General features: G+C 71.6%; 11 protein-coding genes. 7 read left to right on the top strand and 4 right to left on the bottom strand.

What is annotated here, in order from left to right:
- Window positions 1-25 precede the first annotated feature (25 nt).
- The 3 genes from ACSRUE_RS42905 to ACSRUE_RS42895 are packed head-to-tail and all read left to right on the top strand — an operon-like array spanning window position 26 to window position 4,144.
- A complete protein-coding gene (locus ACSRUE_RS42905) occupies window positions 26-1,018 on the top strand; it encodes a DUF362 domain-containing protein (protein WP_437761246.1) in 993 nt (330 codons plus the stop codon).
- Window positions 1,019-1,023: 5 nt separating this feature from the next.
- Window positions 1,024-2,925 (top strand): 4Fe-4S binding protein, encoded by a 1,902-nt coding sequence (locus ACSRUE_RS42900; protein ID WP_441288616.1) that lies wholly within the window; start codon window positions 1,024-1,026, stop codon window positions 2,923-2,925.
- 49 nt (window positions 2,926-2,974) lie between these two features.
- Complete coding sequence (locus ACSRUE_RS42895; RefSeq protein ID WP_441288615.1) at window positions 2,975-4,144, top strand: hypothetical protein; 1,170 nt, start codon at window positions 2,975-2,977, stop codon at window positions 4,142-4,144.
- A 55-nt stretch (window positions 4,145-4,199) separates the two neighbouring features.
- On the opposite strand, the gene ACSRUE_RS42890 is transcribed toward ACSRUE_RS42895, so the two are convergent.
- Complete coding sequence (locus ACSRUE_RS42890) at window positions 4,200-5,837, bottom strand: ABC transporter permease (RefSeq protein WP_437761243.1); 1,638 nt, start codon at window positions 5,835-5,837, stop codon at window positions 4,200-4,202.
- Between the two features lie 207 nt (window positions 5,838-6,044).
- Between ACSRUE_RS42890 and ACSRUE_RS42885 the strand changes: the two genes are divergently transcribed.
- The 4 genes from ACSRUE_RS42885 to ACSRUE_RS42870 all read left to right on the top strand — a co-directional run bounded on the left by ACSRUE_RS42885 (window position 6,045) and on the right by ACSRUE_RS42870 (window position 11,509).
- Entirely contained in the window at window positions 6,045-7,943 is a 1,899-nt protein-coding gene (locus tag ACSRUE_RS42885; protein WP_441288614.1) for a serine/threonine-protein kinase, read from the top strand.
- A 52-nt stretch (window positions 7,944-7,995) separates the two neighbouring features.
- Window positions 7,996-9,378 carry a CCA tRNA nucleotidyltransferase gene (locus ACSRUE_RS42880; RefSeq protein ID WP_441288613.1) on the top strand — a complete coding sequence of 461 codons (1,383 nt, stop codon included), beginning with the start codon at window positions 7,996-7,998 and terminating at the stop codon, window positions 9,376-9,378.
- A 360-nt stretch (window positions 9,379-9,738) separates the two neighbouring features.
- Window positions 9,739-11,130 (top strand): hypothetical protein, encoded by a 1,392-nt coding sequence (locus ACSRUE_RS42875; RefSeq protein WP_441288612.1) that lies wholly within the window; start codon window positions 9,739-9,741, stop codon window positions 11,128-11,130.
- Between the two features lie 130 nt (window positions 11,131-11,260).
- Window positions 11,261-11,509: a hypothetical protein gene (locus tag ACSRUE_RS42870; protein ID WP_437761239.1), complete on the top strand. Its 249-nt coding sequence runs from the start codon at window positions 11,261-11,263 to the stop codon at window positions 11,507-11,509.
- Here ACSRUE_RS42870 and ACSRUE_RS42865 read toward each other — a convergent pair.
- From ACSRUE_RS42865 to ACSRUE_RS42855, 3 genes are all read right to left on the bottom strand, one after another.
- A complete protein-coding gene (locus ACSRUE_RS42865; protein WP_441288611.1) occupies window positions 11,500-12,768 on the bottom strand; it encodes a guanine deaminase in 1,269 nt (422 codons plus the stop codon). The two genes, ACSRUE_RS42870 and ACSRUE_RS42865, sit on opposite strands and share 10 nt — an antisense overlap.
- Window positions 12,765-13,373: an SH3 domain-containing protein gene (locus tag ACSRUE_RS42860; RefSeq protein WP_441288610.1), complete on the bottom strand. Its 609-nt coding sequence runs from the start codon at window positions 13,371-13,373 to the stop codon at window positions 12,765-12,767. Before ACSRUE_RS42860 ends, ACSRUE_RS42865 begins: the two co-directional genes overlap by 4 nt.
- A 73-nt stretch (window positions 13,374-13,446) precedes the next feature.
- Complete coding sequence (locus ACSRUE_RS42855; RefSeq protein ID WP_441288609.1) at window positions 13,447-14,538, bottom strand: formylglycine-generating enzyme family protein; 1,092 nt, start codon at window positions 14,536-14,538, stop codon at window positions 13,447-13,449.
- Window positions 14,539-14,547 lie beyond the last annotated feature (9 nt).

The raw sequence follows: 14,547 nt of genomic DNA, 5'->3' as shown, positions 1-14,547 counted from the left end.
CGTAGGTCCAGGGAAGGCGAGGGCCATGGGTGACATTTCTCGACGTGAAATGCTGCGTCGGCTGAGTGCGGCGGGCCTCGTCCTCGGGGGCGCGGGGGGGCTCGCTGCGGCCCGGTGGGACCGCGGCGGCAGCGCCGTCGCCGCCGCCGAGCGCCAGCAGACGCGGGATTACCGGCTCCGGGACGCGCCCGCAGGGGTGCCGGAGCTCGTCGTCGCCCGCGCCGGCGCCGAGGCGCTCGCCGCGGGCGCCCCGGACCCGGCCGCCCTGGTCCGGAAGGCGGTCGACGCGCTCGGCGGGATGCGCCGCTTCATCTCGCGCGGCGACGTGGTGGTCGTGAAGCCGAACATCGGCTGGGATCGCACGCCGATCCACGCGGCCAACACGAACCCCAAGGTCGTGGCCGAGGTGGTGCGCCTCGCCTACGACGCCGGCGCGAAGAGCGTCATCGTGACGGACGCCTCGTGCAACGAGCCGAACCGCTGCTTCCAGCGCTCCGGCATCTGGAAGGCCGCCTACGACGTCGGCGGGGAGGTCGTCATCCCTGCGGCGCACCGCTTCCGCGGCATGCGCCTGAAGGGCGAGGTGCTCGACGACTGGCCCGTCTACACGCCGCTCGTCAACGCGGACAAGGTCATCAACGTCCCCATCGCGAAGCACCACAACCTGTCCAGGTACACCGGCGCGATGAAGAACTGGTACGGGGCGCTCGGCGGCCGGCGCAACCGCCTCCACCAGAACATCGACGTGTCGATCGCCGATCTCGCGACGTTCATCCAGCCCACGCTCACCATCGTGGACGCCGTCCGCGTCCTCATGCGCAACGGGCCGCAGGGCGGGAACGTCGCCGACGCGAAGGACATGCACACCGTGATCGCGACGACCGACCAGGTCGCCGCGGACGCGTACGGCTGTCAGCTCATCGGCCGCAAGCCGGAGGAGATCCCGTACCTGAAGATGGGCCACGACCGGGGCCTGGGCACGATGCACTGGCAGAACCTGCGGCTCGCCGAGGTGTAGTTCTCATGGCAAACCTCGATCCGACACCGGCCGCGCCGGCGCACCGTGAACCGGCGGCAGGAGCGGCCGTGGCGCCCGCGAAGGCGAGCGCGGCGCCGCCCGCCGCGCCCGCGAAGGAGGCCCGCCGGGGTGCGCTGTTGAGCACGTTGCGCACGTTGCGCAAGGCCGGCGCCATCGTCCGGCCCGCCCCGAAGCGCCGGCCCGGCTCGGGGCTGCCGGCGCGCAAGGTGATCCAGGTGCTCGTCTGGGTGCGCCGCGCCGTGCAGGCCGGCTGCCTCGGGCTGTTCCTCTACTTCCTGTTCCAGACGGGCTTCCGCGGCTCGTTCGCCTCCGCCGAGGCGCGCGTGCGCCTGCCGCTCCCCGTCGAGGGCTTCCTCCTCGCCGACCCGTTCGTCGGCGCGATGACCCTGCTCTCGACGCACACCGTCTACCGCGGCCTGCTCTGGTCGCTCGGGATCCTCGCGCTGACGCTCGTCTTCGGGCGCGTGTTCTGCGGCTGGATCTGCCCCTTCGGCACCCTCCACCATGTCTTCGGGTGGATCTTCCCGTCGCGCTACGGCAAGGGCGGCAAGCGCGTCGAGGCGAACAAGACGTACACGCGGCAGCGGGTGAAGTACTACCTGATGTACGCCTTCCTCGCGGCGAGCGCGACCGGCAGCGTGATCGGCGGGCTGTTCGATCCGATCTGCGTGGCGGTCCGGGCCATCGGCCTCGCCGTCATCCCGGCCGCGCAGTACGTCGCCGCCGTGGTGACCGGCTCGGCGGCCACGACCGGGAGCCGGCCGGTGCAGCTCGTCGCGGATCACGCGCAGGATTTCCTGGCCGCGAGCGTGTGGCAGACGAAGCAGTTCTACTTCCACCACACGTGGTTCGTCGGGATCCTGTTCGTCGCGATCCTGTTCATGAACCGCTTCATCCCGCGGTTCTGGTGCCGCGTGCTCTGCCCGCTCGGCGCGTTCCTCGGCGTGTTCGCGCGCTTCGCGCTCTTCGGGATGCAGAAGGATCACGCGAAGTGCACCGACTGCAACCTGTGCCTCGTGCACTGCCAGGGCGCCGACTCGCCCCAGGGCGGGGTGAAGTGGCGGCAGGACGAGTGCCACATGTGCCTCAACTGCGAGAGCGCCTGCCCCGAGGACGTCATCAAGTTCCGCTTCCTGCCGAACCGGAAGAGCGCCCTCGTGACGCCCGACACGGGCCGCCGCACCGCCCTCGCGACCGCCGCCGCCGGCGCGGTGATCATCCCGACGGCGCGCATCGCCGACGTGCTCGACGCGAACTACGACCACCGCGTGATCCGGCCGCCGGGCTCGGTCGAGGAGCGCGAGTTCCTGGAGCGCTGCATCCGGTGCGCCGAGTGCATGAAGGTCTGCCCCAACAACGCGATCCACCCCGCCTTCTTCGAGGCGGGCATCGAGGGGCTCTGGACGCCGATCGTCATCCCGCGCATCGGGTACTGCGAGCACTCCTGCGTCCTCTGCGGCGACGTCTGCCCGACCGGAGCGATCCAGAAGATCACCGAGGAGCAGAAGATGGGCGTCGGCCAGAAGCCGATCTCGATCGGCACCGCGTTCTACGATCAGGGGCGCTGCCTGCCGTGGTCGATGAGCGTGCCGTGCATCGTCTGCGAGGAGTTCTGCCCGACGTCGCCCAAGGCGATCTGGGTCGAGGAGGTCGACATCCCGAAGCGCGAGCCGGTGGCGGCCGAGCACGGCAAGGAGCCGCCGATGAAGATGGTCCACGTGCAGCGTCCGCACGTCGATCCGTCGCTGTGCATCGGCTGCGGCGCGTGCGAGAAGGTGTGCCCGGTGCAGGACAAGCCCGCGGTCTACGTGACCAGCGTCGGCGAGACCCGCTCGAAGACGAACGTCATCCTTCTCGAGGACACGGACTACAACAAGGCGTCTTGACCGCGCACGCCGGCTCCGCGCGGCGGGACCACGACAGGAGGCAGCTCGGGTGCGCACGCTTCGCTTCTACGGAACCTTCTCGCTCGCCGCGCAGCTGGCGCTCGCGGCGCTCGCCGGCTGCGGCGAGCGGTTCACGGCGGCCGGAGCGAGCGCCACGTCCACGTCGTCGAGCGGCGGCGAGGGCGGCGAGGGCGGCGCCGGCGGCGAGGGCGGCGACGGGGGCGGGGGCAGCGGGGGAGGCGGGGGCTCGGCCTCGTCGTCCGCCGCGTCGGGCGGGGGCGGCGAGGGCGGGTGCGGCGCGTGCAGGGACGGGGAGTTCTGCACGGCCAGCGAGACGTGCGTCTCCTGCGCGGCCCGCGGCCGCGCGCTGTCGTTCGGCGCGCTCTCGGAGATAGAGGTGGTGGGGGCGATGCCCGCGTTCCCGCGCGTGCGCGCGGAGCCCGGAGAGGGCGAGGCGACGCTCCGGCTCGTCTACACCGCGAAGTTCGGATCGGACGACACGAAGATCGCCACGGCCACCGGGCGGCCCTGGACGGCTGGCGAGGTCGTCTCAAACTTCCTCGTCGACGACGCCGAAGGCCAGGAGTCGGGCCCGCTGCTCCTGCCCCTGGACGCGCCCTCGCCGCGGGGCGGCTTCCCCGCGGGCTCGCTGCTCTTCGATCGCCTCCTCACGGCGCCGGGCAGCCTCCCGCAGCTGTTCGTCGCGGATGGGCTGGAGGCGACCCAGGCGGACGCGCTCCCCGCGCTCACCCCGGACGGGGGGAGCCGCTCGGTGGCGGTCGCCCACGGGCAGCGGCCCTCCTACCGGTACTGGTTCATGAACAGGCTCCAGGACGCCGGCGGTACCACGAGCCGGCTCGTCACGAAGCGCGCGGAGGACGCGGAGGTGCAGGTGCTCGACATCCACCTGCCAGGCGACTGCCCGGCGCGGGGAGACGACCTCGCCCCGTGGGTGACGCCCGACGGCCGCCTGCTCTTCTTCCAGGCGCCCTACAGCGCGCGCGGCGAGTGCGAGACGGCGTCGGTGCTGCGGAGCTTCTACGTGGCGCTCGGCGACGACGGGCTGCCCGTGGACGATCAGCCGGCGAGGATGCTGCTGCCGAACCTGAGCCCGAGCGTCGCCGTCATGACGGCGTCGCTGTCCCCGGACGAGTGCACGCTCTACCTGGCGTCCGACAGGGACGGGCAGCAGAAGCTCTACGCCGCCTCTCGGCGGTAGGCGGCGCGGCGAGCAGGCCCACCTCGGGCCTGCAGCCGCGCGGGTAGGTAAGGGCTCACTGCGCGCGGAAGCCCTCGGCGGGGCGGAGGCGCGCGGCGTAGAGGCTGGGCACGATCGTGGCGGCGAGGCAGATGAGGATGGCGATGCAGCCCGTGATGATGAACTCCTGCGGGCGCGCCTGGACGGGGAGGCGGGAGATGAAATAGACCTTCGGGTCGAGCGGGAAGCCGTACACCAGGAGCCCCTTGCACACCGCCACGCCGAGCAAGAGGCCCAGCGTGGTGCCCGCGACGCCGATGATCCCGCCCTGGTAGAGGAAGATGCGCAGGACGGCGCCGTCCGTCGCGCCCATCGCCTTGAGGACCGCGATCTCCTTCTTCTTGTCGAGCACCACCATGATCAGCGTCGCGATCACCGTGAACGCGGCGACCACGATGATGAGCGCCAGCACCGCGCTCATGCCGATCTGCTGGATGCGCAGCGCCGTGAAGAGCCCGTGGTTCAGCTCCTCCCAGTCCATCGTGTAATAGAGCCCGCTGCCGAGGAGCTTGCTGATCTCGCGCGCGATGCCGCTCGCGTCGTCGATGTCGTCGACCTTCATCTCGACGCCGGTCACCGTGTCGCCCTGGTCGTAGAACGCCTGCGTCTCGTAGAGATCGGCGTACGCCAGCTTGGTGTCGTACTGCTCGAAGCCGGCCTCGAAGATCGCGATGACCCGGAATCGCTTGGCGACCGGCGGCTTGATGGCGCCGTTCGCGAACGAGAAGCCGATCGTGGGCGAGGTGACGGTGACGCACTGGCCGAGGTCGAGCGACAGGTTCTTCGCCAGCGCGGCGCCGATCACGATGCCCGGCATCCTGGCGATCTGCTCCTTGTCGGCGCAGGGGTCCGGATCGACGTCGGGCGGCAGCTCGTCGTCCTCCGGGAGAACGCTGCCATAGCCGCCTTGCGGCTCGATCGCGCCCCGCGGGGCGCCCTCGTCGAGCGCGACCTCCGCCTCCTCGGCCCCGGCGCCCGGCGCGCCTTCGGCCTCGGCCGCGCGCGGCGTCGGGGGCGCGAGCGCGGCGTCGCGCGCGGCCGCGGCGCGCTCGTCCTCGAGGATCCGCGCCTCGTAGGCCTTCAGCAGATCGAGCTCGGCGCCCGCGTCCGGCGCGAGCGCGCCCCGCGCGCCGGCGTCCGGCTCCAGGAGGGGGACCTCGGGCAACGACGGCACGGCGCGCTCGGCGGGCTTCGAGCCGGGGCGCCGCAGCCCGGTGAGATCGCCGCCCGGGAGGATGTGACGGGGCAGGTCGAGCACGGCCGTGGAGGCGCCCTCGGCGCCCACGCCGAGGCTCCTGGCCGGGTCGACCCCCTTGACCAGGACGCCGGTCGCCGTCGCGTCGCCGTGCGTCAGCATCATGGGGTTGATGCTGAACGGCGCGACGCCGACGACGCCGGGAACCTTGGAGACCTGCTCCATGATCGAGCGGTACTCACGGAAGTCCGTCGAGTACTTGATCACCAGGACGTGCGCGTTGACGCCCAGGACCTTCTCGCGGAACTCCGCCTGAAAGCCCCCGGTCACGCTCATCACGGTCGCGAGCGCCGCGACCCCGAGCGCGACCCCGAGGATCGCGAACGTGGTGCCGACCGAGATGAACGCCCGCTTCTTGGAGCCGAGATATCGCAGCGCGACCTCGATAGGGTAGCTCATCGCGGTGCCCTCCTAGCAGAACGCGGCGCGCGCGGCACGCTGGGCCGCGATCGTCGGCGGCGGGCCGACATGCGGTCGACGCGCGCTCGCCGTGGCCTTTCGCGCGCGGGGTCCGCATGATCTCGCTTCCCGGACCGAACGCCTGCTAGAATCCAACCCTGTCGCAGCTGCCGGCATGTGGCGTGCACTTCTGCCCGCGAGCCTTTCATGAGCGCCACCAAAAACGAGCACCACACCGCGCGCAGCAGGGTCTTCAACGCCGAGGAAGGCGCGCTCGAGGAGGCGCCCCCGTCGCGCCCCGAGAGCGCGGCGGGCGGTCCTCGCTCGTCCGGTGTCGCGGCCGCGTTCGCTCCCTCCGCCATGGCGCCGAGCGGCGCCGACGACGACGTGCCGGTGGAGGTCGAGCTCCGGCCTTCGTCGAGGCCCTCCAGGGCAGGGTGGGTCGAGGGGCCCGCGAGCGAGGTGCCGCCGAGCTTCCGGGCGCCGCCGCCGCTGCGCCAGATGGCCCCGCGGTTCGGGCGGCAGAGCGAGCCCGACAATGACGAGATCAGCGGGCGAACGAGCCCGGCGCCGATCAGCGAGGGGGAGCCTTCCCTGGAGATCCCGCCGCCCGACGAGGTCGAGCCGCGCGAGCGGCGGCCGCCGGGCGCCAAGGACCCTTACATCGGGACGACCTTCGACCACCGGTACAAGATCGAGCGGCTGCTCGGCGAGGGCGGGATGGGGTTCGTCTACCTCGCCCGCCACAAGGTCATCGACAAGCGCGTCGCGGTGAAGGTGCTCCGCGCGGAGCTCGCCAGGGACCGCGAGATCTTCGAGCGCTTCGTGCAGGAGGCCCGCTCCGCGTCGAGCATCGGCAACCCGCACATCGTGGACATCTCCGATTTCGGCGACCTGCCGGACGGCTCCACGTACTTCGTCATGGAGTACCTGGAAGGCGTGAGCCTGGCGCAGCTCATCGACTCGCCGAACGAGCTGCCGATGGAGCGCATCTGTCACATCGCGATGCAGCTGTCCGCGGGGCTCGCCGCCGCGCACGACGCCGGCATCATCCACCGCGATCTCAAGCCGGACAACGTCTTCGTGGTCGCCCGCGGCAGCGATCCGAACTTCGTGAAGATCCTCGACTTCGGGATCGCGAAGGTGTCGACGAGCACGACGACCAAGCTGACGCGCGCCGGCGCGGTGTTCGGGACGCCGCACTACATGTCCCCGGAGCAGGCCGCGGGGGCGCCCATCGATCACCGGACCGACATCTACTCGCTCGGCGTGATGCTCTACGAGCTCGTGAGCCGCCAGCTCCCGTTCAACGCCGACAACTTCATGGGGATCCTGACGCAGCACATGTACAAGGCGCCGGTCCCCATCCGCGCGCTCGTCGGCGGCCCCGACTGCCCGCCCGGGCTCGAGGCGGTGATCCTGAAGTGCCTCTCCAAGAAGCCGGAGTCGCGCTACCAGACCATGAGCGATCTCCACGCCGACCTCGAGCAGGTGAAGTGCGGGGGCGTGCCGGGCGCGGTCGCGGAGATGATGGCGCGCTCGGGCGGCTTCAACGTGCCGCACGATTACTTCAAGACCTCGAAGGTGATCGTCCCCGCGACGCCGCCGTCGCCCCCGCGCTCGCCTTGGCCCCGCTACGTGTGGGTCGCCGGGGCGGCGGCCGCGGTGGGGATCGTGACGGCGATCTTCGTCATCGGCGCGAGCGGGTCGGCCAGGGACAACGCCCAGAAGGCGCAGAGGCCGCCGGTCGAGGCGCCCGCCAAGCCGGCGCCCCCCGAGCCGCCGCCGGTCCAGAAGACGGTGGTGGCGCTGGCCGCGGTGCCGGAGACGGCGGTCGGCTACCGCAACGGCGTGGAGCTGAAGCTGCCGGCGAGCATCGACGTGGAGCACGGGCAGACGGTCACGATCGACATCCGGGCCGAGGGGTACCAGCCCAGCACGGTGGTGCTCGACGGCACCGAGCCGAGCAAGCTCGTGAAGCTCGAGGCCGACGAGAAGAGCGGTCCCAGGACGAGGCCCGGGGCGGGACGGCCGCCGGCGGTGCCGACGGTCCGGACCCCCAAGAACCCGGATGTCCGGGACCCCTGGGCTCACCCGAAGAAGTGAGCGTGCGCTCGGCGGGGGCCCTGCTCGCCGTGCCCCGTGATAAGCCGCAGGCGTGACCCGGATCGATCACCTCATCGAGGCCGTCCCCGAGGACGTGCTCGGCATCTGTCGCCGCCTCCGCGAGCGCGGCAAGCGCGGCTGGATCGTGGGCGGCTGCGTGCGCGACCTGCTCCGCGGGCAGGACGCCAAGGACTGGGACGTCGCGACCGACGCGCGGCCGGAGGAGGTCGTGGCCGCGTTCCGGAAGGTGATCCCGACCGGGATCCAGCACGGGACGGTGACCGTCCTCGTGCGCGGCGTGCCGTACGAGGTCACGACCCTGCGCGGCGACGGGACCTACAGCGACGGCAGGCGGCCGGACCGGGTCGAGTTCGTGGACGACATCACCGCCGATCTCGCGCGGCGGGACTTCACCATGAACGCCATCGCGATCGATCCGGTGGACGGGCACCTCATCGATCCGTTCGGCGGGCAAAGGGATCTCGAGGCGAAGATCATCCGCGCGGTCGGGGATCCGGGCGAGCGGTTCGCCGAGGACGGGCTGCGGGTGCTGCGCGCGGCGCGCTTCGCGGCGACGCTGGAGGGCACGCTGGACCCGGAGACCGAGCGCGCGATGGGCACCGCGCGGTCGCACCAGACGTTCCGCTGCGTGAGCGCGGAGCGGGTGCGCGACGAGTGGCTGAAGGCGATGCGCGCCCGCCGCCCGAGCGTGGCGTTCGAGATCATGCGCCGGACGGAGCTGCTGGCGATCACCTGCCCGGAGATGATCGAGTCGGTCGGGTGCGACCAGAACCGATGGCACGCCTACGACGTGTGGGGGCACGCGATGGCCTGCCTCGACGCGTGCAAGCCCGAGCCGATCCTCCGCGTGGCGGCGCTGATGCACGACATCGGGAAGCCGAGGACGCGCGAGTTCTCCGAGAAGACGAGGGACTACACGTTCTACGAGCACGAGCGGGTCGGGGCCGAGATGGCCGACCCGATCCTCACGCGGCTCCGCTTCTCGAACGACGAGCGCGCGCGGATCGTGGCGCTCATCCGACACCACCTGATCTGCTACGACGACACCTGGACGGACGCCGCGGTGCGCCGCTGGCTCCGCCGGGTGACCCCGGCGCTGGCGCCGGATCTCTACGAGATCGGCGTCGCCGACGCGCTCGGCAAGGGGCGCGAGGCGACCGAGGACATCGCCACGATCGGGCGGCTCCGGGAGCGCGTGGACGCGCTGCTCGCCGCGGGCGCGGCGCTCTCCGCCAAGGATCTCGCCGTGAACGGCAATCGATTGATGAAGGAGCTCGGCATTCCGCCGAGCCGGCTCGTCGGCGAGCTCCTGGAGCGCCTCGTCGAGCTCGTCACCGAAGAGCCCGAGGCGAACACGCCCGAGCGCCTGCTCGCGGCGGCGCGCGAACTCGTTGCCTCGAAGAGCGCAGTCTAGCGCTTCCCCCCGCCGCAAAGTTGCGATTCACGTCGCCGAGCGGCCGAGGGGAGACGTCAGGATGGCTGTGCGCCGCGCTCGCTGCGTGTACCCGAGGGTGGTCTCGCAGGGCTGCCCCGGGGCCGACGTGTCGTGCGGCGCTCCGGTTCACCCGCCCTCGGCCATGTCCTCGCTCCTTTGGTGAGCGTGTCCCAGAGGGCGAGTCGAACGGTCGTGGACAAGGTACCTGGACCGACAACGGTGGTCGGTTGTCTACCTCATGTCGGTCTAGATTATTTCATGTCGATCGCGTCCACCGGGACGTGAGTCTGGTAACATCCGTCGCTGCGCATTGTCGCGTTCCCCGATCTGGAGGTCATTTTGAAGCTCTCGACGAAGACGCTTGTTGGGCTGGTTGGTCTGGGTTTGCTTGCGGCGGCGGCAGCCATCGGTGGGTGCTCCGGCGGGGGTGGTGAGGCGAACCCCGGCAATAGCGGCTCTGGCAGCGGCAGCGGCAGCGGCGGCAGCGGCAGCAGCGGCGAGACGTCCGGGAGCGGGCTCGGGAACGGCGGTGAGTTCGATGTCGGCTCAGGGACCGGGGACAAGGACGCGGGGCTCAATGGCGATACGGCGTGCGTCGCGACCCGATTGCAGGCCGATTACCAGCAGCGCCCGGCCGACATCATCTTCATCATCGACAACTCGGAGAGCATGAAGGACGAGATCAACAGCGTCCAGCGGAACATCAACCAGAACTTCGCCTCGATCATCGCGGCGAGCAAGATCGATTTCCGCGTCATCATGCTCTCGAGGCACGGCAGCTCGGACGTGGAGCAGTCGGTCTGCATCGAGGCGCCGCTCGGCAGCGGGAGCTGCTCGCCGGTCCCGTCCACCCCGAACACCAATCCGCCGCACTTCTACCAGTACAACCTGGATATCAGCAGCCTCGACTCGCTCTGTATGGCGATCGACACGCTGAAGGGCGCGGTCCAGCCCAGGGGAGAGACCATGTCACCCGGGTGGTCGCAGTGGCTGCGGGAGGACTCGCTCAAGGTGTTCGTCGAGATCACCGATGACGGCGTCGACTGCACGACGAAGTCGCTCGGCGCGGACAAGGCGGTCTTCGAGGAGGGGGCTGACATCAAGCTTTACGACCTCGACGATGATGAGCCTGCGAACAGGAACGTCGCCGGCGGCACCAGCTCGGCAGAGACCTTCGACGCGGCCCTCATGGCGGTCGCGCCGGAGTTCTTCGGCTCGAAGGACGCGCGCAACTACAAGTTCTTCAGCTTCGTGGGCATCAAGGAGAACAATCCACCGACCACCCCCTGGCCGCCGGAGGCGCCAGCCACGTGGGAGCAGTGCCGGCCAGACTCGGTCGATCCCGGGACGACCTATCAGGTCCTCAGCGTCATGACCGGCGGGCTGAGATACCCGATCCAGCAGCACGCCACCTACGATGCGGTGTTCCAGGCCATCGCAGACAGCGTGATCTCGGGCGCCAAGCTGTCGTGCGAGGTCGATGTGCCCACGGCGCCGGATGGGCACTCGATCGACCTGAAGACGGTGCAGATCGAGTTCTCGCCGAGCGACGGCGGGCCGAAGAAGACCTTCTCCCAGGTGAAGAGCCTCGAGGAGTGCGCCGGGGCGACCTCGTCGTTCTACATCGAGGAGGGGCAGATCAAGCTGTGCGAGGACACGTGCGCCATGGCGGCGCAGGACAACACCGCGGGCATGGAGCTGCTCTACGGCTGTTCGGTCACCCCGGACTGAGCGAGGAGGCGCTCCCGGGCGCGGCACCCCGGGAGCGCCGCCACTTCGGGGTGTCCGGCCGAGCGAGCCCTCTCCCTGGAGGGATCGCGGGAGCCAGGCGCCCGCGCCTGCTACCCTGCGCGAGAGGCAGATGCGGGTCGATGTGGCGTGCCGTGCCGGCCACGGCGGGAGCGAAGAGCCCGAGGCGGTCACCCTGGGGGAGCGCCGCGTGCGGGTGACGGAGATCCTCGACCGGTGGCCCGGGGGCGATCACCTCTACTTCAAGGTGCGCGGGGACGACGGCGCGCGGTACATCCTGCGGCGAGATTTCGAGATCCTCGTCTGGGAGCTCGAGGTCTACGAGGCCGCCGAGGACGAGCGGGGGACAGGTCAGGGGTAGACAGGCCGGCCGCGCACGAACGCGCGCTGGACGGTCGCGTCGGACGCGAAGACGAGGTGGTTCAGCGTCTCGGCCTCGCCGATCACGTGCTCGGGGAAGCGCACGGCGATGAAGTCCGCCTCCTTGCCGGCGTCGAGGCTGCCGACGACGTGGCCCAGGCCGACGGCGTCGGCGGTGCCCTGCGTGGCCATGACGAAGAGATCCGCCGGGGTCAGGCGGTCGCCGAGGCAGAGGGCGTTGTCGAAGGCGCTCGACATGCTGCGGCGCATGTCGAAGCTGCGGCCGGCGCCGACGTCGCTGCCCAGCCCGACCGGGACCGCGCGCGCGCGCGCGTCGGCGAGGCGCATGCGGCCGCTGCCCAGGAAGAAGTTCGAGTCGGGGCAGTGGACGACCGAGGAGCCCGTCTCCGCGAGGCGGTCCCACTCGCGCGGCGAGAGGTGAATGGCATGCGCGAGCAGGGCGCGCCCGGTGAGCAGGCCGACGCGGTCGTAGACGTCGACGTAGTCGCGCGCCCAGGGGTGCGCGCGCAACGTGGCCTCGCCCTCGGCCGGGTTCTCGGCGACGTGCGTCTGGACGAGGAGGCCGTGATCGCGGGCGAGCCGCGCGGCCGCCTCCATCAAGGGACGGGAGCAGCTCGGGGCAAAGCGGGGGGTGATCGCGAACTCGAGGAGGCCGCCGCCCTCGCCGTGCCAGCGCTGCACGAGATCACGGGCGGCGGGGATGGCCTCGTCGCGAGGGACGCGGAGCGCCTCCGGGCAGCTCTGGTCCATGAGCGTGAGGCCGGCGATGCCGCGCAAGCCGGCGGCCAGCAGGGCGCGGAACAGCCGGTCGGTCGCGCCGGCGCACGAGCTGGAGAAGACGGCGCAGGTGGTCGTGCCCGACGCGAGCAGCCGGCCCGTGAACTCGCCGGCGACGCGCGTGGCATAGGCCTCGTCGCGGAAGCGGGCCTCCTCGGGGAAGACCGACCGATCGAGCCAGTCGAGCAGCGGGCCGCTGGCGCTGCCGATGATGCGCGTCTGCGGGAAATGGACGTGCGCGTCGATGAAGCCCGGCATCAACACCGCAGGCCGCAGGTCGAGCACCGGCCCGCGGAACGCGCCCGGAGCGAACGGCGCTGCCTGGGCGATCCGACCGTCGCTGCCGACCACGAGCAGCGCGTCGTCGATGGTGCGGACCCGAGCGCCGTCCGGCGACGCGGGGATCGGGGTGAGCAGGCGACCGCGGTAGGCGCGCGGCGACTCCGGCGGCCGCGCGCTCATCGGATGGCGATCTCGCTCCGGCGGGCCCAGCCCATGAGCAGCTCGCCCCCGCCGTTCTTCATGACGAGGGCCCACGCGCCCGACTCGCGCACGATCATCACGATCTCGCCCGCGGCGATGGCGCCGACCCGGGTGCCGTCCGCCCGCGGCTCGTCGAGCAGCGTGATGCCGCGCGAGGCGATGCCCGCCTGGAGGCGCGCAGGCCCGCCCGGGTCCTCCTCGTCGTCGAAGGCAGGGCCGTCGTCGTGAAGGGATGGCCGCTCGTCGGAGCCTGGATCGTCGTCGAACGGGAAACGAGGGTGGACCTGCGCGCGCCGGTCCGCCGGGGAGCGCCCGTCGAGGAGGTGCGCGAACCGGCCAGCGCTCTGCGCCGGCGCGCGATCGCCGGCGACCGCCCGGAACACGACCGGCGCCGCCGGGAGCAGCACGACGGCGGCGGAGGCGAGGAGCGCGAGCCCGGTCAGCCGATCGAGCTGGCGCGCGCGCGGCGGGGCCGGCGCGGCGCCCGGCGGCTCCGCCCGGGCAGCGAGGCGCGTGCCGGCGTGCTCGGCGCGCACGTCGCGGGGGCCAGGCGAGGCGCCCTGTCCGGCGGGGGGGTGGTCCATCAGCGCAGAGGATACGCGCTGTGGCGAGCGCGGTCGACTGCGCGGCGGCGCTCGGCGGCGCGCGGCGAGCGCGTCAGCGGAGCTCGCGCGGCAGCGGGGCGGCGGCGGGATCGCCGGAGACGGCGCGCTCCGCGGGGACGCCGATCGTGGCGCCGTGGTCCGCGCAGCAGCGGAAGCCCTGCTGGTAGAACATGTGGTTCTCGTCGTGCGAGCGGGTCGAGGGGCGGCAGCGCGTGCGGACAGGGCCCCAGTAGCCGCCCTTCAGGATGGAGGGGCGCTCGCCCTCGCGGACGGAACGGGTCCACTCATCGATGTTGCCGGTCATGTCGTAGACGCCGAAGGGGCTCCGGCAGCGCGGCTGGGCGCCCGCCGCCATGCCCTGCCAGAGCCGGTCCATCTCGGCCATGGCCGCGGGGCCGCCCCGCGGGCGCAGCGCGGTCTCGATGTACGGCCGCCATGCCTGATCGACGACGCACGCTTCAGGCTCGCGGACGTAACCGTAGGGGTAGGGGCGCGCCTCCTCGCCCTCGCAGGCGAACGTCCACTCGGCCTCGTCGCAGAGGCGCTTGCCCTCCTCGGCGCAGAGCTCGCTCGCCTCGTAGAACGAGACGAGGATGAACGGATAGACGCCCTTCTGGTTGGGGTACTCGTAGCGATCCATGCAGAAGTGCATCGGCTTCGTGTCGAGGTCCTTCGACATCGAGAGCCACTTCTCGCGATCGAACTCCGCGCACCGCTCGGGGTAGTCCCTGCTGATCCAGTGCTTGCAGGTGGTCCGCTGCATCTCGTCGATGGAGCGCAGGTCGCCCTGGGCCTTCGGGGCGGGGTCGAGCTTCATGAGGCCGGAGACCTCGACCATGCCCGTCGGGCAGGTGCCGCGGGTGCCCTCGATCTGGTCGGTGGCCTCGCGCGACTCGGCAGGCGACGAGGCGATCTGCCAGTGGCGATCGCGCACGAGGCGCCACTCGAACCGGAGGCGCCGCGGCAGCGAGCCCGTGATGGCGCCCGCGCCGTGCGTCAGCGGCACCGACGGCGCGTCCGCGAGCCGCACCACGAGCAGCGCGAGCGAGGCGATGCCCAGCGCGAAGCCGACGGCGACGGCGGCGCGAAGCGCCCTCGCGCGGGGGGGCGCGGGCTTCCGCGTCGAAGGGGCGAGTCGATGCATGATCCCTCG

The organism is Sorangium sp. KYC3313 (genome assembly GCF_052075895.1).
Lineage (GTDB): Bacteria > Myxococcota_A > Polyangia > Polyangiales > Polyangiaceae > Sorangium > Sorangium cellulosum_B.
The sequence above is the reverse complement of the archived record's forward strand: the minus strand, read 5'-3'. Positions and strand labels throughout refer to the sequence as shown.

What these genes read in the sequence shown, in the direction of transcription:
- ACSRUE_RS42905 (WP_437761246.1), top strand. Translation starts at nt 26, where the DNA reads ATGGGTGACATTTCTCGACGTGAAATGCTGCGTCGGCTGAGTGCGGCG.
- ACSRUE_RS42900 (WP_441288616.1), top strand. Translation starts at nt 1,024, where the DNA reads ATGGCAAACCTCGATCCGACACCGGCCGCGCCGGCGCACCGTGAACCG.
- ACSRUE_RS42890 (WP_437761243.1), bottom strand. Translation starts at nt 5,837, where the DNA reads ATGAGCTACCCTATCGAGGTCGCGCTGCGATATCTCGGCTCCAAGAAG.
- ACSRUE_RS42885 (WP_441288614.1), top strand. Translation starts at nt 6,045, where the DNA reads ATGAGCGCCACCAAAAACGAGCACCACACCGCGCGCAGCAGGGTCTTC.
- ACSRUE_RS42870 (WP_437761239.1), top strand. Translation starts at nt 11,261, where the DNA reads ATGCGGGTCGATGTGGCGTGCCGTGCCGGCCACGGCGGGAGCGAAGAG.
- ACSRUE_RS42865 (WP_441288611.1), bottom strand. Translation starts at nt 12,768, where the DNA reads ATGAGCGCGCGGCCGCCGGAGTCGCCGCGCGCCTACCGCGGTCGCCTG.
- ACSRUE_RS42860 (WP_441288610.1), bottom strand. Translation starts at nt 13,373, where the DNA reads ATGGACCACCCCCCCGCCGGACAGGGCGCCTCGCCTGGCCCCCGCGAC.
- ACSRUE_RS42855 (WP_441288609.1), bottom strand. Translation starts at nt 14,538, where the DNA reads ATGCATCGACTCGCCCCTTCGACGCGGAAGCCCGCGCCCCCCCGCGCG.